At 65.3% G+C, this 22,424-nt stretch carries 21 protein-coding genes; 2 read left to right on the top strand and 19 right to left on the bottom strand.

All coding sequences use genetic code 11. From position 1 onward, the window contains the following. Positions 1-30: 30 nt before the first annotated feature. Genes CH275_RS14275 through CH275_RS14265 form a run of 3 tightly spaced genes read right to left on the bottom strand, consistent with a single transcriptional unit; the run spans position 31 to position 3,545 of the window. On the bottom strand, positions 31-861 hold the full coding sequence (locus tag CH275_RS14275; protein WP_032379187.1) for a transglutaminase family protein: 831 nt from the start codon (positions 859-861) through the stop codon (positions 31-33). An 8-nt stretch (positions 862-869) separates the two neighbouring features. Beyond that, positions 870-1,844: an alpha-E domain-containing protein gene (locus tag CH275_RS14270; RefSeq protein WP_032379188.1), complete on the bottom strand. Its 975-nt coding sequence runs from the start codon at positions 1,842-1,844 to the stop codon at positions 870-872. Further along, on the bottom strand, positions 1,845-3,545 hold the full coding sequence (locus CH275_RS14265; RefSeq protein ID WP_373453709.1) for a circularly permuted type 2 ATP-grasp protein: 1,701 nt from the start codon (positions 3,543-3,545) through the stop codon (positions 1,845-1,847). It lies immediately after the preceding gene. A 214-nt stretch (positions 3,546-3,759) separates the two neighbouring features. Here CH275_RS14265 and rpsT point away from each other — a divergent pair, with 214 nt between their 5' ends. Beyond that, positions 3,760-4,020, top strand: a complete 261-nt coding sequence (gene rpsT / locus CH275_RS14260) for a 30S ribosomal protein S20 (RefSeq protein ID WP_027497522.1) — start codon at positions 3,760-3,762, stop codon at positions 4,018-4,020. Positions 4,021-4,112: 92 nt separating this feature from the next. On the opposite strand, the gene holA is transcribed toward rpsT, so the two are convergent. The 11 genes from holA to CH275_RS14205 form a co-directional block, all read right to left on the bottom strand. Continuing rightward, on the bottom strand, positions 4,113-5,120 hold the full coding sequence (gene holA / locus CH275_RS14255; RefSeq protein WP_094679274.1) for a DNA polymerase III subunit delta: 1,008 nt from the start codon (positions 5,118-5,120) through the stop codon (positions 4,113-4,115). Positions 5,121-5,156: 36 nt separating this feature from the next. Further along, on the bottom strand, positions 5,157-6,749 hold the full coding sequence (locus CH275_RS14250; protein ID WP_094678991.1) for a ComEC/Rec2 family competence protein: 1,593 nt from the start codon (positions 6,747-6,749) through the stop codon (positions 5,157-5,159). Beyond that, a complete protein-coding gene (locus CH275_RS14245; RefSeq protein ID WP_218828789.1) occupies positions 6,746-7,633 on the bottom strand; it encodes a helix-hairpin-helix domain-containing protein in 888 nt (295 codons plus the stop codon). Before CH275_RS14245 ends, CH275_RS14250 begins: the two co-directional genes overlap by 4 nt. 107 nt (positions 7,634-7,740) lie before the next feature. Next, complete coding sequence (locus CH275_RS14240; RefSeq protein WP_094678990.1) at positions 7,741-8,589, bottom strand: DegV family protein; 849 nt, start codon at positions 8,587-8,589, stop codon at positions 7,741-7,743. Continuing rightward, positions 8,586-9,341, bottom strand: coding sequence for a diglucosylglycerate octanoyltransferase (gene octT, locus CH275_RS14235; RefSeq protein ID WP_094678989.1), 756 nt, complete (start codon positions 9,339-9,341; stop codon positions 8,586-8,588). Before octT ends, CH275_RS14240 begins: the two co-directional genes overlap by 4 nt. Further along, complete coding sequence (locus tag CH275_RS14230) at positions 9,328-9,981, bottom strand: histidine phosphatase family protein (RefSeq protein ID WP_094678988.1); 654 nt, start codon at positions 9,979-9,981, stop codon at positions 9,328-9,330. The genes octT and CH275_RS14230 overlap by 14 nt, the downstream gene beginning before the upstream one ends. Beyond that, positions 9,978-10,367: a ribosome silencing factor gene (gene rsfS, locus CH275_RS14225; RefSeq protein ID WP_094678987.1), complete on the bottom strand. Its 390-nt coding sequence runs from the start codon at positions 10,365-10,367 to the stop codon at positions 9,978-9,980. Before rsfS ends, CH275_RS14230 begins: the two co-directional genes overlap by 4 nt. Continuing rightward, positions 10,364-11,077: a nicotinate-nucleotide adenylyltransferase gene (gene nadD, locus CH275_RS14220; RefSeq protein WP_373453714.1), complete on the bottom strand. Its 714-nt coding sequence runs from the start codon at positions 11,075-11,077 to the stop codon at positions 10,364-10,366. The genes rsfS and nadD overlap by 4 nt, the downstream gene beginning before the upstream one ends. A gap of 107 nt (positions 11,078-11,184) precedes the next feature. Then, positions 11,185-12,600, bottom strand: coding sequence for a vWA domain-containing protein (locus CH275_RS14215; protein WP_094678985.1), 1,416 nt, complete (start codon positions 12,598-12,600; stop codon positions 11,185-11,187). Between the two features lies 1 nt (position 12,601). Beyond that, complete coding sequence (locus tag CH275_RS14210) at positions 12,602-13,483, bottom strand: AAA family ATPase (RefSeq protein WP_094678984.1); 882 nt, start codon at positions 13,481-13,483, stop codon at positions 12,602-12,604. Between the two features lie 44 nt (positions 13,484-13,527). Beyond that, positions 13,528-14,805: a glutamate-5-semialdehyde dehydrogenase gene (locus CH275_RS14205; protein WP_094678983.1), complete on the bottom strand. Its 1,278-nt coding sequence runs from the start codon at positions 14,803-14,805 to the stop codon at positions 13,528-13,530. A gap of 113 nt (positions 14,806-14,918) precedes the next feature. Between CH275_RS14205 and CH275_RS14200 the strand changes: the two genes are divergently transcribed. After that, on the top strand, positions 14,919-16,046 hold the full coding sequence (locus CH275_RS14200; RefSeq protein ID WP_179276162.1) for an NADH:flavin oxidoreductase/NADH oxidase: 1,128 nt from the start codon (positions 14,919-14,921) through the stop codon (positions 16,044-16,046). 4 nt (positions 16,047-16,050) lie between these two features. Here the strand turns inward: CH275_RS14200 and CH275_RS14195 are convergent, their stop codons facing one another. The 5 genes from CH275_RS14195 to CH275_RS14175 form a co-directional block, all read right to left on the bottom strand. Further along, positions 16,051-17,007 carry a D-2-hydroxyacid dehydrogenase gene (locus tag CH275_RS14195; RefSeq protein WP_094678982.1) on the bottom strand — a complete coding sequence of 319 codons (957 nt, stop codon included), beginning with the start codon at positions 17,005-17,007 and terminating at the stop codon, positions 16,051-16,053. A gap of 2 nt (positions 17,008-17,009) precedes the next feature. Further along, positions 17,010-18,437, bottom strand: coding sequence for an MFS transporter (locus CH275_RS14190; RefSeq protein ID WP_256991023.1), 1,428 nt, complete (start codon positions 18,435-18,437; stop codon positions 17,010-17,012). Between the two features lie 114 nt (positions 18,438-18,551). Further along, positions 18,552-19,748 carry a M20 family metallopeptidase gene (locus tag CH275_RS14185; RefSeq protein WP_094678981.1) on the bottom strand — a complete coding sequence of 399 codons (1,197 nt, stop codon included), beginning with the start codon at positions 19,746-19,748 and terminating at the stop codon, positions 18,552-18,554. Then, complete coding sequence (locus CH275_RS14180) at positions 19,745-21,040, bottom strand: aminotransferase-like domain-containing protein (RefSeq protein ID WP_094678980.1); 1,296 nt, start codon at positions 21,038-21,040, stop codon at positions 19,745-19,747. Before CH275_RS14180 ends, CH275_RS14185 begins: the two co-directional genes overlap by 4 nt. 2 nt (positions 21,041-21,042) lie before the next feature. Further along, positions 21,043-22,221, bottom strand: a complete 1,179-nt coding sequence (locus tag CH275_RS14175; RefSeq protein WP_179276161.1) for a M24 family metallopeptidase — start codon at positions 22,219-22,221, stop codon at positions 21,043-21,045. Between the last annotated feature and the right edge of the window lie 203 nt (positions 22,222-22,424).

Raw genomic sequence — 22,424 nt, 5'->3', positions numbered from 1 at the left:
TAGCCCCAGCTACGCACAACGCGCACGACGCTAGGCCAGTCGGGTGATCTCCACGACCACGTCGAGAGCCGTCGAACCGCCGCCGGAGAAGATGCCCTTGAGTGGAGGCACGTCGGCGTAGTCGCGGCCGAGTCCCACCGAGACGTGCTGCTCGTTGACGGCGATCGCGTTGGTCGGGTCGTAGCCCCACCAGGCACCGGTCCATGCCTCGATCCAGGCGTGGCTCTGGCCCTCGACGGTCGCGCCGATCGCAGCCTGCTTCTTCGGGTGCAGGTATCCCGAGACGTACCGGCTGGGGATACCGATGCTGCGCAGCATCAACAAGGTCAGGTGGGCGTAGTCCTGGCACACGCCCTTCTTCTCCGACCACGCCTCGACGGCCGAGGTGTGTACGCCCGTGGTGCCCGGCACGTACGACATCTCCTGGTTGACCCAGTTCGAGATCTCGACAACCGATTCCTGCGGCGGTAGTCCCTTCGAGAGCTTCTTCGCCACCGAGGCGAGTTGACGATTCTTGGGCACGTAGACCGTGTTGTCGAGCACCTCGTTGAAGCGGTCGGTGACCGGATCGCTTGCCAGTTCCTCCCAGGACGCGTTCTCGTCGGGGTAGACGAATGGATCGGTCTCGACCACCGACGAACCGGTGACCTCGAGCTCGGTGTGCGGTGCGTGCAGATCGAACGCCGTCACCGCCGTACCCCAGTAGTCGGTGTAGCGGTAGGACCGCGTCACCGGGTTGGTCTCGACCCGGTTCAGAATGACGTTCTGCCGGTTGTCACTTCGCGGCGTCAGCCGAGCTTCGTTGTAGGACGAGGTCACCGGTGCGTCGTACTGATAGCCCGTGGTGTGTACGACACGCATACGCCAGCTCACAGTTCACCTTCCAATTGATCTTCGAATGTTCCGGAGCCGGCGTCCGTCCACGCAACCCACGGAGCGGCGTGGAAGTACTGCTTGGAGATCGCCTCACCGAGTTCACGGCAGGTTTCCTGCAGCGAGAGCAAGCGCTCCTGCAGATCGTCGAGAATTTCACCGGGACGCAGGAACTCGAGTTCGCTGCGGGCGCGACCGAGTAGACGCTGAGCTTCGGCACGCGCACCTACTCGACTGTTGGGCTGATGATCGAGCTGATCGAGCGAACGTTCCGCCTCGTTGAGTGCGTAGAACACCGAACGCGGGAAGAGCCTGTCCAGCAACATGAATTCGAGAACGCGCTGGGCGTCGAGCGCGCCGCGGTAGGTGCGCAGGTAGGTGTCGTGAGCACCTGCGGATCGCAGCACGGTGACCCAGGCCGGCGACGACGGTCGATCGCCTGCGCGCGAGAGCAGCAGCCGCACGATCATGTCGATGCGCTCGACCGAGCGACCGAGCAGGAGGAAGCGATAGCCGTCGTCGTGGCTGAGCGTGGAATCGGCGAGACCGGCGAACATCGCGGCCCGCTCCTCGATGTAGCTGAAGAACTCGGCCGGGCCGGTGCGCTTGGACGCCCTGATGCGCTCGTTCAGCCCGTTGTAGGTGGTGTTCAAGCACTCCCACATCTCGCTGGACGTGACTTCGCGTGCGCCGCGGGCATTTTCGCGTGCACTCGACAACGAGTCGACGATGGAGCCAAGTCCGTCACGGCTGAAGGCCACCAGTTCGGTGAGTGACCACACGTCGAGCGAGACGTCCGGCTCGTGTTTGAACCCGAGTACTCGCAACAGCACTCGCGAGATGTGGTCGGGATCGACCGTGGCGTCTTCGAGAAGCTGGTGGACGGTGACATCGAGAATGCGGGCCGTGTCGTCCGCTCTCTCGACGTACCGCCCGATCCAGTAGAGCGACTCTGCGTTGCGCGCGAGCATTTACTGTCCACCGCCGTTCGAGTCCGAGTTCGTGACCTGCTGTTGTTGTTGCTGCTGCTGCTGTTGCTGATTCATCTGCTGGTCCATCGTCAGCTCCGGGCCCTGCTCGACCATCGGCGACTCCGGCGGAACGCTGACGATCTCCTCACCCGCCAGCTCCTGCTCCTCCTGCGAGGTTCGCGTGGCCAATACCCAGGTGTCCTTGCTGCCGCCGCCCTGGCTCGAATTGACCACCAGGGACCCTTCCGGAAGGGCGACGCGGGTCAGGCCTCCGGGCAACACCCACACGTCGTCGCCGTCGTTGACCGCGAACGGCCGCAGGTCGACGTGCCGGGGAACCAACCGGTCGCCGATCTTGGTCGGCACCGTCGACAGCTGCACGACAGGCTGCGCGATCCAGCCGCGCGGATCTGCGCGAACCTTCTTGCTGATGGTCGCCAGTTCCTTCGGCGAGGCGTCCGGGCCGAAGACGATGCCGTAACCGCCAGACCCTTCCACCGGCTTGATGACCAACTCGTCGATGCGGTCGAGCACTTCCTCGCACTCGTCGTCGAGCCAGCACCGGAACGTGTCGACGTTGGCGAGCAACGGCTTCTCGCCCATGTAGTAGTCGATGATCGTGGGCACGTAGGTGTAGACCAGTTTGTCGTCGCCGACGCCGTTTCCGACGGCACTCGAGATCACGACATTGCCTGCGCGCGCGGCATTGACGAGGCCGGCCACGCCGAGCACCGAATCCGGCCGGAATTGCATGGGGTCGAGGTAGTCGTCGTCGATGCGTCGATAGATGACGTCGACCTGACGCTCACCCTCGGTGGTGCGCATGTAGACGATGTTGTCTCGGCAAAACAGGTCGCGTCCCTCGACGAGCTCGACGCCCATCAGTCGGGCCAGCAGTGAGTGCTCGAAATAAGCCGAGTTCGCCACGCCGGGGGTCAGCACGACCACTGTCGGGTCGGCCTCGTTCAGTGCAGCAGCGGAGCGGAGCGCGCGCAGCAGGTGCGAGGCGTAGTCGCCGACGGCCCGAACACGGTGACTGGCGAACAGGTCGGGGAACACCCGAGCCATGGTGCGCCGGTTCTCCATGACATAGGACACACCCGACGGCGAGCGCAGGTTGTCCTCGAGAACGCGGAACGTGCCCTGCGCGTCACGGACCAGGTCGATTCCGGCGACATGGATGCGCACGCCGTTCGGTGGTGTGATGCCCACCGCCTCGCGGTGGAAGTGCTCACAGGATGTGATCAGCCGCTTCGGGACGACGCCGTCGCGCAGGATCTCCTGATCGCCGTAGATGTCGGCAAGAAACATCTCGAGCGCCTTGACGCGCTGCTTGATGCCGCGCTCGAGCCGTGTCCACTCCCCTGCCGCGATGACGCGGGGAACCTGGTCGAGGGGAAACGGCCGCTCCTGGCCGGACAGGGAGAACGTGATTCCCTGGTCGACGAATGCTCGACCCAGCGCGTCGGATCTCGCGTCCAGATCGGCGGCGTTGGCCGGGGCGAGTGCGGTGTGAATGCCCTTGTACGGAGTTCTGGTTCGCCCGTCCGCGTCGAACATCTCGTCGAAGGCGAGACTGTACTTTCCGACGTCGGAGTATCCCCCGAATACCCCGTCGACCTCGGGTTCGACACGATCCGCCGACTTGGTTTTGGTCGCTTTGGCCTTGGTGGTGGCAGGCGTTGCCGATCGCGGACTCATTCTGGCCATGTTGCTACAGAGACAGGAGTTAGGCGCGGTAGAAGCGTTAATTTCTTGAAACGCATCGTCACCCCACGCCGGATTGGGTTCTGACCGCCCGTGCTGGTATTCTCGATCTTCGGCGCAGGGCTCCAACGCTCAGCAGCAGACTTCGGGCATTCCAGCATGGATCGCCCTGACCGGAATACCGACGAAGACGACAAGGATTTTACGCGTGGCCAATATCAAGTCCCAGAAGAAGCGGATTCTCACCAACGAGCGTGCACGCCTGCGCAACCAGTCGGTGAAGTCCTCCCTTCGTACCGTCATCCGCTCGTTCCGCGAGGCACAGGCTGCGGGCGACAAGGACAAGGCTTCCGAGATTCTCCTCGACGCAGGCCGCAAGCTCGACAAGGCCGCCAGCAAGGGCGTCATCCACAAGAACCAGGCAGCCAACAAGAAGTCGGCACTGGCTCTCGCAGTCAACAAGCTCTGATTCACCACTGAGCTGAGCTCGAGCCCGCTGCATCCGACGAGGATGCGGCGGGCTCTTCTCGTGCGCCGAGTTACTATCTGCCCAGCGCCTTTCTATCTGCCCAGCGCCGCGACCTCCGCGACCGCCCTTTCCACCGCGTAGTCCGCGTCCGCTGCTTGACCTTTGACGTCTGCGTTCAGTTGCGCCACCACCCGCAGCGCCTGCGCGATCGATCGACCGTTCCAGCCGCGTGCCTGACCCTGCGCCTTCTTGATCTTCCACGGCGGCATACCCAGTTCGCCTGCCATTCGGAACGGGTCGCCGCGACCGGCCGAACCGACGAGTGCGATGGTGCGCACCGCATCGGCCAGGGCGTCGGCGAGCAGCACGTGCGCCACGCCCCGGTGCATCGCCCAGCGAACCGCCTCGAGCGCGCCCGCCTCGTCACCGATCACCGCTTTGTCGGCGACGTCGAATCCGGAGACCTCGGCCTTGCCCGAGTAGTAACGACGAACCGCGGCCAGATCGACCTTACCTCCGGTGTCGGAGACCAATTGCGAACAGGCCGAGGCCAATTCACGAAGTTCGTTGCCGACGGACTCGACGACGGCCTCGATCACCTCGCTGCTCACCCGAATGTCTGCGGCACGGAACTCACCGCGCACGAAGTCGATGCGTTCGGCAGGCTTGGTGAGCTTGGCGCACTCGTATACCTGCGCTCCGCACTTCTGCAGAGCACCGACCATGGCCTTGGCCCGGCCGCCGCCGGAGTGCATCACCACGACGACTGCTCCCTCGGGCGGATCGGTGGCAGCGTCGAGTACGAGCGCCGCAGCGTCCTTGCCCGCCTCGGCCGCGGCCTCGAGCACGACGACGCGATCCTCTGCGAACAGTGACGGGCTGAGCAGTTCGGCAAGTTCGGGGGCGCTGGCGTCGCCGGTGCGCAACCGAGTGACTGGCAGGTCCTCCCCGGGAATGGCGGCATTCGCACGGACCTGCGCCACGATCGCCGCTACCGCGCGATCCATCAGCAGTTCCTCGTCGCCGAGAACCAGATGCAGAGGAGCCACACTCGAAGTCACACCCGTGATCGTGCCATGTGGGGCCGACACAGCGAGCATCCGCTTCTTTCCGAGCACCCACCACAGCCCGAGCACTCACCACAACACAGCCGCCGTCCACATCGCCAGGACTGCAAGCGCCACCACCGCCGCAACCCATCGGAACACGGTGAACCGCAACGCCGACAGCAGCGCGACCGTTCCGAGCACTGCCAGCACGGCTCCCCGGACACCGTCGGGTACCACGACACCCGCTACCGGCACCGACGCAGCCTCCTCTGCCACCGCGATCAGCCACCACAGCGGTGCCGACGCCAACTGCGCCACCAGTTCCGCGAGCGTGCCGCTGACGGTAGCGATCACAGCTGTCACGATGCCCACCACGGTGATGGGGGCGACGACCGGTGCCGCCAACACATTCGCAGCGATGCCCACCACACTGACGGTTCCCGTCATTGCCGCGACCACGGGTGCCGTCACCGCGTGTGCGGCCGCGGCGACCGCCACCACCTCGGCGGCAGCTCGCGGCCAACCGCGGGCTCGGAGCCGATCGACCCAGATCGGTGCGACCAGTACCAGTCCGGCCGTCGCTACCACCGACAGCACGAATCCGACGTCCACCGCCAACCTCGGCCACCATGCGATCAACCCCAGCACCGCCCCGCACAGCGCAGGAACCGCCTGCCGCCGTCTGCCGGTGACGAGGGCGAGCAGGCCGATCGACCCCATCACCGCGGCGCGCAGCACACTCGGTGACGGCCGGGCCACGATCACGAACGCCACGAGTACGACGAACGCCACCGCGACCGTGGCCCGGGGCCCGATTCCGATGCCCCGCAACACCAACAGCACCGCGCCGATCACGATGGAAAAATTCGCGCCGGACACAGCCGTCAAGTGCGTCAGCCCGGCCGCCCGGAAGTTCTCGGTGACCGTCTCGTCCAACCGCGAGACATCCCCGACCACGAGACCGGGGAGCAGACCTGCACGGTCCGGCGGCATCGAATTCTGCGCTACCTCAGCCAGATTCGACCGGAAGGTGCCGGCTGCGGCAGAGATCGAACCGGGCTCGTCCGCGGTGACGGGTGGAGCCGAGGTGCGGATGACGGCCACGCTCATGTCCGGTCTGATCGGCTCACCGAGCCTGCCCCGAACGGTGATCCGCTGGCCCGGCAGCAGGCCCGCCCAACTCGATTCCGGCGCGATGATCGACACCCTCCCACCGACGTTCAGCGCCTCGCCGCCCACATCGACCCGAGTCAACTCTGCCTTCAGCATCACCATCGCGGGGCCGGGAGCCGTCAGACGTCGCGGGTCCTCTTCCAACTGCACCGACGCGGTGATCCACGCCCGGCTCTCCGCCGCCGCAGCCACGGGATGCTCTGCTATCGAGCGCGTCTGGAGCCAGATCGCTCCACCGAAACACAACGCGAGCACAACGACCGCAGCCACGCCCGCCCAGCTGGGTCCTGACGCGGCGCGGCGCGCCGAGAACCGACGCAGCGCGAGAGAACCGAACAGAGCCACGACGATCGTCGATGATGTGGCCACCACAGCCGCGCCGGGGCCACCGAGAATTCCGATCGCGGTGATGGACCAACACGCCAGCGTGGCCGGAACCAGGCGTACGTCGAACGGCAGGAACTCCTCTGCCTGCGCCGGCGGCGACGACGCGGCAGCCGTCGTCATTCGACGCGAACCAGGTCGCGGATCTTTGCCAACCTGCCGGGCCCGATGCCGTCCACTTCGGCGAGTTGGTCCACGGTGAGGAAGCGGCCGTTGGTTTCTCGCCAACCGACGATGGATGTGGCGGTCACCGGCCCGACACCGGGCAGGGCGTCCAGTTCGGCGACGGTGGCGGCATTGAGGTCGACCGTCCCGGCCGGTGCGGAGCCCTCGGGACCGGCCTGCGCCCCGCCCGCGGTCGCCGGACCCTCGACCGAGGTCGTACTGCTCAACGGCGGGGCAGCCTGTGGCGGCACCACACCGACGACGATCTGATCACCGTCGGCGACTCGTGCGGCCATGTTGAGCGCCATCAGGTCGGCGCCCTCGACCGGTCCTCCCGCTGCGGCCAGTGCGTCGGCGATTCGCGAACCCGGTTGCAGCCGGACCAGTCCGGGATTCGTGACGAGACCGACGACGCTCACGACCAGTTCGACGTCGGCTTCCGGCACGGTTGCGACCTCGGATTCCATCGGATCGGCGGCAACGACCGCCAGCGGCGGCGCAGGTGCCGGTGTCGGTGCATCTCGAAACACCGCGAACGCGGCGACGAGGACGACGAAGACTCCGGCCCCTGCCAACGCCAACGCGCCCGGACGGCCGGGGTCCACGCGGGCAGATCGCCATCGCTGCGGCAGCAGGGTGGACCACGGTGTGGCAGGTCTGTCCGCTGCCGGCAGGAGCCAATCCGGATCCGAGGATGCACTGTCGAGGCTCGCGTCGTCGGCATCGATGTGATCGCGCCTGCGGGCGTTTCCGGACGGACCGTTCACGGACATGGAATTGTGTTGTCCGCGCACGGAGTTCAATCGCGCCACCGTATGCGCCCGATCGTCGCTGCCACCCATGCACCAGGACGCTAGTGCCCGCGATCGAGCTCACTCACGAAAACGCAGGCCACGAATTGCCCTGTGCACAACCCCGCCGGGTGTGGACAACCGCGTGATCGACACGGTTATCGCCGGCCCGGAGCTACGACCACCCCGACAGCGCCTGGACCGACATGGGCACCGAGCACAGCCCCGAAGGGAAACACGTCGATGCTGGTGACGCGAGGAATTCGAGAGGCCAGCATGGCAGCGACGCTCTCGGCGCGCTCCGCGCACTGCATATGGTGCACGGCAAGCGCAACCCCCGAATCGTCACCGACGTCGGCCGCGGCTGCGAGAGCCGCGTCGACCAGCTTGTTCAGCGCTTTGGACGACGTCCGCGTCTTCTCTCGCAGCACAAGCGTGCCGTCGCTGATGTGTAACACCGGCTTCATGGCCAGAGCGGTGCCGAGCAGGGCCGCCGCGGTACCGATTCGACCTCCGCGCCGCAGATGATCGAGACGATCGACCACGATGAAGCACCTCGACATCGCCGACGCGGTGACGGCGTCGTGATAGACCGCATCCAGGTCCGCTCCCCCGGCAGCCGATTCGGCAGCAGCCAGTACGGCAAAGCCCAATCCCATTCCAGCAGAGGCCGAATCGACCACTCGAATGCCGGTGCCGACCTGATCGGCGGCCTGACGCGCGGCTTCCCACGTGCTCGAGAGTCCACGCGAGATGTGCAGGGCCACGACACCGGCTCCCCGACTGCGTTCGAGAGCCGCTGCGTAGACGTCGGTCAGCTCGCCCGGTGACGCCCCCGATGTGGTGACCGGCGTGCCCGCAGTGGAGTGGTCGGGGATCTGGTCGACACCCTCGCGATGGTCGATTCCGTCCACCAACACATGCAGCGGCACCACCGAGACGCCGTTCTCCGCGGCGACTGCGGCGGGCAGGCACGACGAGGAGTCGGTGACGACGGCGACGGTCATGACCGGGGAGTCGTTGCGGATGAAGCAGCTACAGGTCGCAGGGCCTCCAGCATCGCCTCGGCCACCGCGACGTGCGCGTCCCACCCCCAGTGGATGCCGTCGGGATTGGCGTTCTCGGATTCGATGTTCGCCCGCACTGCATCGGCGAGATCGACCATCGGAACGTTCTTGTCCGTGCTCCACGCGTGCAACGCGCGAACGGCGGGCTCACGGCCCGAGTGCACCTGGCCGTACGCGTCGCAGCGATGCACCGACGGATAGGTGCCGATGACGGGGAGCTCGGGACGCACGTAGGCCAACGCAGCACGGGCCTGCTCGAGGTAGTCGACGCTGAGCCGCGGCGGCAGCGCCACGGGCCAACCCAGATGAGACAGAACTGGTTGCACCGCTTGGTATCCCGCGCGAACAACACGTCGAAGAGCGGGCGGCCTGATGTATCTGATCTGTTCCCGCAGTGCGGTCGGCAACGGCGACGGAAGTGAATCCATGCCGCCGATTGCGAGCACGACGGCACCCGCACGGGGAATGGCTGCCCATACGCGCGGGTCCTGGGTCAGGGCCCACCACGCGTCACGGCTGGTCCACCCGATTCGCGCAACCAACTCCACTGTCCAACCGAGTTCGGCCGCAACGAGATTGGGCCAGAGCCGCGGATCGTCCACCGGCAGTCCGCCCTCGGGCCCGTAATAGCTCAGCGAGTCCGCGAGGACCAGCAGCGCCGGCCGCACCGCCGTCTCGTCAGAGGACGTCACTGGCCACTCGCGCCGAGGCGTTCCACACGTCCAGCCGCCAGGACGGCTCGACACCCGCTCCGTGCGCGCCGAGCTGTACCCAGCTCGTGTTCGCCAGTCCACCGAGCACGGGCCAACGGTCGGTCGGCAGATCGAGCAACGCTGCGCTCAGTGCCGCGATGAGTCCGCCGTGTGCGACGAGAACCAGTGGTCGCTCGTCGCCGTCGGCACCCCACTCGGGGACGGCGCTCAGAAGCTCGCGAACCAAGGGAACACTCCGACGGGCGACGTCGATACGGCTCTCCCCGCCCGGTGGAGCGATGGTGGCATCGGCGCGCCACGCCGGCCGAGCGCCGGGTGCGATGTCGTCGACCTCGGTGTGGGTGAGACCCTGCCACTCGCCGAGATGGGTTTCGCGTAGTCGCTGGTCCTGCGTCACCGAAACCCCGGCAGCGTCCCCCAGGGCAATGGCCGTGTCGAGCGCCCGCCGTAGGTCGGAAGAGACGATCCGAATCGGCTCACGCGTCGCCAGCTCCGCAGCGGCCGTCTTCGCTTGGGTGCGACCGAGCTCGGACAGGTCGGTGTCCAGCTGACCCTGCATACGGTCGGTGGCGTTGTATTCCGTCTGACCGTGCCGAAGCAGGATGAGGCGTCGGGTCATTGCTCCGATTCCGAGGCCGGATGCTGTCCGAGACCGGGAACCTCGATGGTCGGGCAGTCCTTCCACAGTCGCTCGAGGGCGTAGAAGTTGCGCTCCTCGTTGTGCTGGACGTGTACGACGATGTCGGAGTAGTCCAGCAGTGCCCAACGGCCTTCCCTGGTGCCCTCGCGACGGACCGGCTTGTGTCCGGCCTCACGCAGCTGGTCCTCGATGTTCTCCACGATCGAGTTGACCTGACGCTCGTTGGGCGCGGAGGCGATGACGAAGCAATCGGTGATGTAGAGCTGGTCGGAGACGTCGAGAATCACCACGTCGCTGGCCAGTTTGTCGTCGGCTGCGAGCGCGGCGATCCGCGCCATCTCGGCGGCTTCGGCTGTTGCAGTCACTTCGGTGTACTCCCACTCGTATGGCTCGGGTCGGCGGTCACTGCGCTGGTGACCGACCCTGCCGGTTGCTTCTTCTGTGGCGCCGGCTCCGACATGGTGACGGACCCGTCGAGGCGTTGCGCGCCTCGAGGTCGATAGAGATTTCTCTTCGATATGTATTGCACGACGCCGTCCGGCACCAGGTACCAGACCGGCCGATTTTCGCCGGCGCGACGTCGGCAGTCCGTCGACGATATCGCGAGTGCCGGGATTTCCATCAATGTGAGAGTGTCGGCCGGCAACGATCGCAGATGGTTGGCCAGATGATCGACGCCGAGCTCGAACCCCGGACGCGTCACTCCGACGAACTTCGCGAGCTCGAACAGCTCCTCCCAGTTCTGCCACGTCAAGATGGACTCGAGCGCATCGGCACCGGTGATGAAGTACAGCTCGGCGTTCGGGTGCTGCGACCGAAGATCCCTCAGGGTGTCGACGGTGTAGGTCGACTTCTCCCGATCGACGTCGACCCGACTCACCGAGAACCGAGGATTCGACGCCGTGGCGATGACCGTCATCAGGTAGCGATCCTCGGCCGGGCTGACCGACCTGCCCTCCTTCTGCCACGGAGTCCCGGTGGGGACGAAGATGACCTCGTCCAAACCGAACTTGTTCGCCACTTCACTGGCGGCGACCAGGTGGCCGTGGTGAATCGGGTCGAACGTGCCGCCCATCACGCCCAAACGGCGAACGGACTGCCCACCTGTGTCGTCGCCGGAGTCGGATTCGCGCTGCACAACCACCGATTCTACGTCCGGGGAGCCGCCGGGCGTCACACGCCTCACACCGGAAGCAGACGCGAGACCACAGTGGCGAGTTGCTGTGCGGATCGGCACTCGTGCATGGCGATCACGTCGGCATACACCTTGGCAGCCGAATCGCCGGAGCCCCACTGCGATTTCGGTTCGGGATTGAGCCAGTACGCATGCTTCGCCACCGAGACGATGTGCGCCAGCGCCGGCAGTTTCGGTTCGCGGTAATTGGTACGAGCGTCGCCCAGAATCAGCACCGAACTGCGACTGGTGACCGCATGCGCATACTTCTCGTCGAACGTCGTCAGTGCATGGCCGTAGTCCGAGTGCCCGTCGTACGTCACCAGATCGGACTCGCGGATGATGCGGCTCATCGCGGCCCCGAGGTCGGAACCGGAGTCGAAGAATCGCGTCACCTCGTCGGTGGAGTCGATGAACGCGAAGATGCGCACGCGCGAGAACTGTTCTCGCAGTGCGTGCACCAACAGCAGAGTGAAATTACTGAATCCGGCCACCGAACCCGAGACATCGCACAGCACAACCAGTTCGGGGCGGGCTCGACGAGGCTTGCGCTCGACCAGATCGATCGGGATGCCTCCTGTGGACATCGACTTGCGCAGCGTGCGACGTAGATCGATGGAGCCGTGCCTGCTTCGGCTGCGCCGCACCGCAAGTCGTGAGGCCAACAGTCGGGCGAGAGGTGTGACGTTGCGTCGCAGCGCCGCCATCTCCGTGTCCGAGGCCCGCAGGAAGTCGACTTCCTCGGCGAGTTTGGGTACCCCGTAGCTCGCTACCCGCTCACGGCCCAACTTTTCTGCCGACCGCCGCCTCGTCTCGCTCTCGACCATCTTGCGAAGGTCTGCAATCCGTTGCGCTGCAGTACGTTTGGCTACCTCGGATTCGTAGTCGTCGCTGGGCCGATCCGGTGCGTCGTCGCTGCGACCGAGCAATCCGTCGAGAATCTTGCGAAGCAACGTATCGGGCGCAACGTCACGCAGGGCCTGATAGGCCGAGAACGAGGGACCGTTCGACGACTTGTACTGACCGAGTTCCTCGACCATCTGGGCGGCCAGCATCTGGGTCAACTCCGCCGCCTCTGCCGAGTCGTCCGAGAGCAGATCCACCAAGAGCTCACGGAGGGCATCGATGTCGACTTCGCCGGCGTCGGTGCGGGGCAACGCAGTGTCGATCTGCCCCGAGTCCCTGGTACCCGACGCCACCGGGAACCACAGGTCGAACAGGGCGTCGAACACTCCGCGGTGCGTCGGTCGTCGCAGCAGCGAGCAAGCGAGCCCTTCGCGCACGGCTTCCCGATCGAGCAGGTCGAGGACCGACAGGACGCGTCCGGCGTCGACGGTCTCCGACGGCCCCACCGAAATTCCGCGGCGACGCAGCGCATCGACGAAGCCGACGAGGTGACCGGGAATTCCGTGCGGGGCCTGCATGTCAGTTCAGCCGTAGTTCGGCTGCCGCACGGACCTGGTCCGACTGATGCTTGAGCACCACTCCCAGCGTAGAGCGCACTGCGTCGTCGTCGAGGGTGTCCATGCCCAGTGCCAACAGCGTGCGGCCCCAGTCGATGGTCTCGGCCACCGACGGCAACTTCTTGAGCTGCATTCCGCGTAGCACTCGGACGGTCTTGATCATCTGCTCGGCGATCGCCTCGGGTAACTCGGGGACCCGGCTGGCGAGGATCCGGCGCTCGAGGTCTGCGTCGGGAAAGTCGAGGTGCAGGAACAGGCAGCGACGTTTCAGCGCCTCGGACAGTTCACGAGTGGCGTTGGAGGTGAGCACCACGAACGGGGTGCGTTCCGCCGTGATCGTGCCGAGTTCGGGAATGGTGATCGCGAAGTCGCTGAGGACCTCGAGCAGCAGCCCCTCGATCTCCACGTCGGCCTTGTCGGTCTCGTCGATGAGCAGGACGGTGGGATCGGTGCGGCGAATCGCCTGCAGCAGCGGCCGCGCCAGCAAGAATTCCTCGGAGAAGACGTCCGTCTTGGTCGAGTCCCAATCGGCACTGGTTCCCGACTGGATGCGCAGTATCTGCTTGGCATGGTTCCACTCGTACAGGGCTCGAGCTTCGTCGACACCCTCGTAGCACTGCAATCGCACCAGTTCGGCACCGGTCGTCTGTGCCACGGCCCGGGCGAGTTCGGTCTTGCCCACACCCGCCGGACCCTCGATCAGCAGCGGCTTGCCGAGGCGGTCGGCGAGAAAGACCGAGGTGGCCGTGGCCTTGTCGGCCAGATAGCCGGTGTCGGCCAGACGCTCGAGGACGTCGTCCACGCTGGCGAACAGCGGGGGTGTCGTCGGTAGGGCACGATCCACGTCACAACTCCTGATGATCGGGTCTGGTCGGTACGGCGCGGGCGTCAGTCTCGAACGTGCCCGTCGCCCCACACGGTCCATTTCGTCGAGGTCAGTTCGGGCAACCCCATGGGCCCGCGGGCGTGCAGCTTCTGAGTGGAGATGCCGATCTCGGCTCCGAAGCCGAATTGCTCACCGTCGGTGAACGCGGTGGACGCGTTGACCATCACGGCGGCCGCGTCGACCCGTCGGGTGAACTCGCGCGCGGCTCCGAGATCCGAAGCGACGATCGCCTCGGTGTGACCGGTGCCGTAGCGGTCGATGTGCCCGATCGCCTCGTCGATTCCGCCGACGACCTTCAGCGCGATATCGAGTGAGAGGTACTCCTGAGACCAGTCCTCGTCATGAGCCGGAACCAGCCCCGGTAGGTCGCCGTGCACCGTGACGCTGTGCATCTGGAACGCCTGCAGCAGCCGCGGCACCATGGTCTCGGCGATAGCAGCGTCGACCAACACGGTCTCGGCGGCGTTGCAGACACTGACCCGGCGGGTCTTGGCGTTGAGCACGATCTTCTCGGCAATGTCCGGATCGGCCGAGGAGTGGACGTACACGTGGCAGTTCCCGACGCCGGTCTCGATGGTCGGGACCGTTGCATCACGCACGACGGCAGCGATCAGCCCTGCGCCACCGCGCGGGATCACCACGTCCACCAGTCCGCGAGCCTGAATGAGGTGGGTGACCGTGGCACGGTCCGCACTCCCCAGCAGTTGCACCGCAGACTCGGGCAGACCGTGATCGCGCAACGCTCCCTGCAGGGCGTCGACCAGTGCCGCATTGGACTGCGCCGCCGACGACGATCCGCGCAGCAGCACTGCGTTCCCCGACTTGAAAGCAAGACCGAACGCATCGACGGTGACGTTGGGGCGCGCCTCGTAGACCATTCCCACTACCCCGAGCGGCACCCGCACCTGCCTGATCTCGAGCCCATTGGGCAGAGTCGAACCGCGGATGATCTCGCCGATCGGATCGGGCAACCCAGCCACCTGGCGCAATCCTGCGGCGATGCCGTCGATGCGCGACGCAGTCAGCCGTAGACGATCCAGCAGCCCCTCGTCGGTACCGGCCGCTCGCGCGTTCTCGATGTCGACCGCATTCGCCGCCAGCACCGGCTCCGCCGCAGCGACGACCGCGTCGGCCGCGGCATGCAGCACCGCGTCCTTTTCTGCAGTCGTCAGCAGTGCGAGCGCGCGTGATGCGCTGCGCGCTCGTCGTGCCGCGGCGTGGACGTTCTCACGCTCGTCGGCAGGCGTGGTCGCCGATTCGGCCGTCACGGAAGCTGTCATGAACTACACACTAATGGGGGACGGGAATGAAGCTGCATCTCCGCGTCGTTGCAGCACAGCGTGAAGATCGTCGACTCCCCGTCGGCGATGCCCGACGACCGGAGGAACCACCTGTGAGCGTGCTGTTCGAGCCTCTGACCCTGCGCAACGTCACCTTCCCCAATCGCGTGTGGATGGCACCGATGTGCCAGTACTCGGCCGACGACGCGGGCGAGCACGTCGGCGTCGCGGGCGACTGGCATCGCACCCACCTGGTGAGCCGGGCGATCGGCGGTGCCGGTCTGATCGTCACCGAAGCCACCGCGGTGAGCCCCGAGGGCCGCATCAGTCCGTCGGACCTGGGTATCTGGAACGACACCCAGGCCGATGCACTCGCGAAGATCGTGGCCGAGATCAAGTCCTTCGGCACCGTCCCGGGCATCCAGCTGGCACTCGCGGGGCGCAAGGGTTCCACAGCTGCTCCCTGGTTGGGTGGCAAGTCCTTGCCTGCCGATGACCCCCGAAGTTGGGAGACCGTCGGCCCGAGCGCCGTTGCGTTCGGTGACTACGCGACCCCGCGGGAAGCGACAACCGAGGACATCGCGAAGATCGTCGACGACTTCCGCACGGCCGCCGAGCGCGCACTGAAAGCAGGATTTCAGGTTGCCGAGATACACGGCGCACACGGCTACCTGCTGCACCAGTTCCTGTCCCCCGCCAGCAACACTCGGACCGACTCGTACGGCGGCGACTTCGCGGGCCGCACGCGTCTGCTGATCGAAGTTGTCGACGCGGTCCGTGAGGTGTGGCCGGCCGAGCTTCCGGTGTTCGTCCGGCTGTCGGCGACGGACTGGCTCGACGAGCCCGAACATACTGAGGGCACCAGAGGCACAGCCGAATTGGACGCTCCGAGTTGGACCTCGGATCAGACCGTCGCGTTGTCGCAGATCCTCACCGAGCACGGGGTGGATCTGGTCGATACCTCCACCGGTGGAAACGTGCACGCCAAGATTCCGGTCGGTCCCGGCTACCAGGTTCCGTTCGCACGGCGAATCCAGAACGAAACCACGATGCCCGCCGCGGCGGTCGGCATGATCACCGAACCCAAGCAGGCGGAGGACATCGTCTCGCTGGGTGAGGCGACAGCTGTGCTGCTGGCGCGCGAACTACTGCGTGATCCGTACTGGCCACGGCGTGCTGCCCGCGAACTCGGGGTGGAGATGTCTCCGGCCGTGGCACCGCAGTACGAGCGGGCCTACTGAGGATTCAGACCACGAATCCGAGCTTCTTGTCCACGACATTGAGCAGGGGTTCGCCCCGGAAGTATCGACATGCGTTGTCGGCGAACACATCTGCGAGTCGCTGCTTCCACCCCAACGCGTCACCGCTCATATGGGGAGTGATGATCACGTTCTCGGCCGTCCACAATGGATGGTCGGCCGAGAGCGGTTCGGTCTCGAAGACGTCGAGTGCAGCACCTGCGATGTGCCCGGAGCCGAGGTGCGTCAGGAGCGCCTCGGTGTCGAGCAACTCCCCGCGGCCCACGTTCACGATGCGTGAACCGGGTTTCATCGCGGCCAGCACCGAATCGTCGACCATTCCCCTCGTCTGATCGGTCAGCGGGGCGACCAGAACCAGGTAGTCGGCGCACGCTACTTCGGCCGCCAGATCGTCACTGGCGTACACGGTCCCGAAGTCTCGGTCGTCTTCTCGTGCCGTGCGGCCCACACCCGAGATCGACATTCCCACTGCACTCAGGAGAGCCGCGATGGCGCGACCGATCGCTCCGGTGCCCACGATCATCGCGTGTGCACCGTCGATGCGTTCGGTCTCGCGGTGTTGCCAGATCTTCGAATGCTGCAGTGCACGTGAACGTTCGGAGTCCTTGGCGAACGCTAGGATCTGAGCCAGCACGAACTCCGCGATCGGTCGATCGAAGACGCCACGCGAATTGGTCACGACCACATCGGATTCCACCAGCTCGTCGAACATCAACGAGTCCACGCCGGCAGCGGCGATATGGATCCACTTCAGCGACCCGCAGCTCGGCCATGCGGATTCGACTGCAGGCGAGAAGAAATCCCACAGCAGCAACACGTCGGCACCGTCGACTGCATCCGCGAGGGTGTCGGCCGTGGCGTACCTCACGTCGGCGACCTCCGCGACGGACTCGAGTCCGTCGGGAAGATCGCCGGCGTGCAGAACGACGAGAACCGGTGCCACTGCTACTTCTTGTAGCCGACGAGCTCGACGCCGGACGCAGCGACCTCATCGTCGTTGTCACCGGGGCACTGAGTTCCGCGCAGTGATCGCCCTGCCGTCTCGGGCATCAACAGAATCGGAACGAACGCAATGGCAGCTGCGATCATCATGTACCAACCCGGAATCAGGTTGGAACCCGTTCGGTCGATCAGGAACGTCAGAATCAGCGGTGCCGTACCGCCGAAGAGCGCCGTCGAGACGTTGTATCCGATTGCGAACGCTCCGTAGCGCACCTGAGTGGGGAACAGTGCGGGCAGTGTCGATGACACACAGGAGCACATGATGACCAGCAACACTCCGAGACCGAGCAGGCCGATGCTCTGGCCGATCAGTCCGGTGTTGATGATCAACAGGAACAGCGGAACGCTGAGCACGAAGTACCCGACGCAGGCCGCCAGCAGCAACGGCTTTCGGCCCACCCGGTCGGACAGAGCGCCGATCGGATTGATGATCGCCATCATGATGATCATGATCGCCACGAGGGTGAAGTTGGACTGAGTCGTGCTGTGCCCCAACGTGTCGCTCAGGTACGAGGGCAAGAACGTCAGCACGGTGTAATACGCGATGTTGAGGAGCAGCACGAATCCCATCAGAATCAGGATCCGCTGCCAGTACGTCATGGTGGCCTTGAGTGAGGTGACGGCTCCGCCTGCACCCTCTTCGACCGTGCCGCCGTCTTCCTTCGCTTCGGCGAACACCGGAGAATCCTCGAGCCGGGTCCGCAGCCACAGCGCAACGACGCCCAATGGGAGCGTCACTAGGAACGGTATTCGCCAGCCCCAGGCCTCCATGGTCTCGTCGCCGAGCCCGACGTTGAGCAGGGTGCACAGCGTGGCACCGCCCACCGTCCCGGCGAGAGTTCCGAACTCGAGGAACGATCCGAAGAATCCACGCCGCTTGTCGGGCGCGTACTCGGCCATGAACACAGCTGCGCCGCCGTACTCACCACCGGTGGAGAAACCCTGCACCAAACGGCAGACGAGCAGCAGCAACGGTGCGGCGATGCCGATGGTGTCGAATGTCGGCAGCACACCGATCGCCGCCGTGGCCAACGTCATCATAGAGACGGTCAGTACGAGGACCTTTTGACGACCGATGCGGTCGCCGAGTGGGCCGAGCACGATGCCACCGATGGGACGAATGATGAACGACGCGGCCAGCACGGCAAATGTGGAGAGCAGGCTCGCTCCCCCGTCCTCGGACGGGAAGAAGTTGGCGGCGATGTAGACGGCGAGATAGCCGTACACCGCGTAGTCGAACCACTCGACTGCGTTACCGAGGGCAGATCCGCCGATAGCGCGGTGGAGAATCTTGGTCTCGTCCGGGCTCAGGGTGTCGGTACTGGGGGGATATCCGGTCGGCGATGCTGCCGACCCTGAATTTTCGGTCACGGTCGAAATACCTCTCGCTTTTGTGGACAAAGTGGAGCGTCGGTGTGGTACTTCGCAGCGTTCGACATTACGGCGATGCAGAACATACGTTTCGGCCAACCCCCTCGTGCAGCGCTAAAGTCCTGGTAGTGCAGCAATTCTGGTGGCGATCAACGCGTACGCCCTTGCGCTGTCGGTCAATTGCCGCACGGCAACGGACTCGTCCGGCCGATGTGCTTGCTTGTCGATCTCCCCCGGACCGAGCACGACGGTGGGTATTCCCATCTGCTGTGCCACGAAACCACCATCGCACGATGCGGTCCAGATGTCAGTGGAACGGCCAAATCCGTTGTCGACAACCGATTGCACTGCGGTAGTGACCAATCCGTTGTTCACGCTGGTCAGAAAGCCCGGCATTTCCATCGCGATACCGATCTCGACATCGATACCGGACCCGGTGAGTCCCGCAGATTCGATGCGGGATCGCAGATCTCCTACGACTCCGGCGGCACTCTCGCCCGGCAACAGACGGCGGTCGACGGTGACGACACACCGGTCGGCGACCATCGAGGTGCCCGTACCTCCCGCTATCGTCCCCACATTCCAGGTGGCCGGCCCCAGTTCGGGGTCGGGGTTCGCATCCAGCTCGGCCTGGGAGCCCTCGATGATTCCGATGATGCGTGCTGCAGCAGAGATGGCGTTGGCTCCGTTGCGCGGCTGCCCCGCATGTGCGGAACGTCCCCGAACCTCGATCTCCAGGTTCGCCGCCCCTCTGCAGCCGTAGATGGTGACCAGATCCGTAGGCTCCGCCACCACACAACAGCTGTACGTGCGGTGCTGCGACTCGGCCACGAAGGCTCGAATGCCGAGGCCGGTGTCCTCTTCGTCGACCAGGCACGCCAACGTCATCGGATGTTCGTCGGCGAGGCCGGCTCGCTGCACCGCGGCCATCGCGGCCACGACTGCGGCCAGGCCACCTTTCATGTCGCAGGCCCCGCGGCCGAGGATGCGTCCGTCGCGAACGACGGCCGAGAAGGGGTCGCTGGTCCAACCGGTCCCCGCAGGAACCACATCGGAGTGACCGACGAACAGAACTCCCGGCCGATCGCCGGATCCGATGGACGCGATGACGTTGGGCCGGCCCGGAGCCACCTCGACGGTCTCGACGTCGAATCCCAGTGCGCGACAGTGCTCCGCGAGAACTTTCGCAGTCTTCTCCTCGGTGTCGCCCGGGTTCTCACCGCCGGCGTCGATCAAAGCGGCCGTCAGCGAGACGATCTCGCGTTCGTCGATCGAATCGAGCAGAGCGCGTTCGGTATTCGATACGGTCATCGGGTGGGGTCGGAGGCGAGCAGGTGCTTGGACTTGTCCACCGCAACGGCGAGTCGCCTGATTCCCTCGTCGATTCGTTCGGGTGTCGACGACGCGAAGCACAGTCGCAGCGAGTCGTGGAACTTCCCACCCACCGACAAAGCAGGTCCGGGGATGTAGGCGACTCCCTCGGCCAGCGCCGTCTCGAACAGGTCCTGGGTCGAGAAGTCGACATCGTTGCCGCGCAACGTCGCCCAGAGAAAGAACCCACCCTCGGGATCGGTGGTCGACATCGACTCACCGAAGTGTTTGTCGATGCTGTTCTGCATCGCAACCTTGCGGGGCAGGTACACCGAAGCCAACGACCGAAGGTGCTCGCCCAGCAGTCCGCGCCCGATGTACTCCGCCACCATTCGCTGACCGGGCAGGTTGGTGCACGTATCCATGGCCTGTTTGGCGTTGACGATCAATTGCCGCGCTTCGGGAGCCGCGTCCACCCACCCCACTCGCAGGCCAGGGGCGATCATCTTGGAGAACGTGCGTACGGAGAAGATCAATGGGTCGTTCGGACTGAGCGTGCCGAAACTGGGAATCGGATCACCCGAGAAGCGGAGCAGACCGTACGGATCGTCGTCGAGAATTACCGATCCCCACCGGTGCGCCAGCTCGATGAGCAGCTGACGACGCTCGAGCGACAGGGTGACCCCCGACGGGTTCTGGAAATTGGGTATCACATAGATCATCTTCGGCACTCGACCTGCGCGCTCCACGAGCTCGGGCAGCGCCTCGACGATGAGACCGTCACTGTCCATCGGGGCCTCGAGAATGTCGCCCCCGTAGCTGAGCACGGTGGCGGTTCCATTGGTGTACGTAGGACTTTCGACGATCACCAAGTCACCCGGGTCGATGAAGAGCTTGCAGGCGATGTCGAGTCCCTGCATTCCCCCGGAGGTGATCACCACCCGCTCCTCGGACGTGGGTTCTCCCACCGAATCGAGATACGAGAGCAATGCGTCGAGCAGGCCGGGGTCACCTTCGGTGGCGCCGTAGTCGAATGCATCCGCGGTGAGCACGCTGCCGGCGATCTCGGTGAACGCGGCGGCCGGGACGGTCTCGGCGGCGGGAGATCCCATGGCGAAGCGGACGATGTCGTGCTTCTGCGCCGCGAGGAGCGATGTCGACGAATCGATCACCGACCCCACCAGCTTGTCGGTCCGTAGGGCCCAGGGAATGCTGGCAGGAGTGGAGCCTGCGGAACGATTTTGGGTGGCAGGAGTGGAGCCTGCGGAACGACCTCGAGTGGATGCGGTCATGCTCACTCCTTCGTCAGTAGTTCTCGGGGGTATGCGGTGAAGGTTTCGAGGCCGTTCTCGGTCACCCGAACGGCCTCGGATACCTCGTATCCGTAGTCGTCCATCCACATTCCGCCGATGATGTGGAAGGTCATGTTCTCGGCGAGCACCGTGTCGTCATCGGTGCGCAGGCTGACGGTGCGCTCACCCCAGTCGGGTGCGTAGGCGATGCCGATCGAGTAACCGATGCGCGACGGCTTGTGCAGTCCGTGCTTTGCCAGGCTCGTGTTCCATACCTGCGCCAGGTCGGTGGCGGTGACGCCTGCCCGCACGGTTGCGAGTACGTCGTTCAGCGCTTCGCCGGTGGATTTGGCGAGGTAATCCAAACGCGGACTTGGCTTTCCGAGAACGATGGTGCGTGCCATCGGGATGTGGTACCGCCGAAACACTCCGGCCAGCTCGACGACGGTGGTCTCGCCCCGCACGAAGGGTTGATGCGACCAGGTCAGATGCGGGGTGTCGGCTCCGGCTCCGGTGGGCAGCATCGGCACGATGGCCGGGTGATCGCCGCCGAACTCTGCGGTGCCGCGCACCTGTGCGTTCATGATGGCTGCGGCCGCGTCGCACTGCCGCTCACCGACCGAGATCGACTGGTACGCAGCCGACATCGCGGACTCGCAGACCGTCGCTGCACCGCGCATCAGGGCGATCTCCGCGGGAGACTTGACCACTCGAACCCAGTTGATCAGCTCGTAGGAGTCGGTGAAGCGGTATTCGGGCAACGACTTCACGAGTGCCTCGAATGCCTTGGGGCTGAAGTAGTACGAGTCCATCTCCAGACCCACTTGGCCGTGCTCGAAGTTGTTCACCAGCCCCAGTTCCCGCAGCTTCGCGGCGACCCAGACGAACGGGTGCGTGTCTTTGCGCTGCACGAACGTCTCGGGGTAGCCGAACGTCCGGTCCTGCGGTAGCCACGATGTGCGAAACGCGCCGTTGGCGTCCATCTCGCGGGCGAAGAAGTACATCTCGCCGTCGAGGGGCACGTACAGCATCTGCGGGGTGTAGAACGAGAGCGCGTTGTACCCGAGCAGGTAGTAGAGGTTCGCGGGATCGGTGACGATGAGCGCGGTGAGGTTCTGGGCTGCCATCCGCTCTCGGACGGCAGCGAGCCGGTCGGCGTATTCCTCGTCGGTGAACGTGATCGGCGTGCTGTTCGGTACGTCCGGGTACCGAGCCAGGCCGGGAGCGGCCCGTCCTGTGGTCTGGTCGGGTCCGAGTGCGGTGACGTAGGCGGCGTCGGGCGAGTCGTTCACGGGCACCCCCTTCAGTGAAGTCGATTTAGTAGATTGTTGACAATCAGGCTAAGCGCTGGCGTGAGAGGTTCGCAAGACTTCGGATGTAAATG

This window comes from Rhodococcus sp. 06-235-1A, from assembly GCF_002258785.1.
Taxonomy (GTDB): domain Bacteria; phylum Actinomycetota; class Actinomycetes; order Mycobacteriales; family Mycobacteriaceae; genus Rhodococcoides.
The sequence above is the reverse complement of the archived record's forward strand: the minus strand, read 5'-3'. Positions and strand labels throughout refer to the sequence as shown.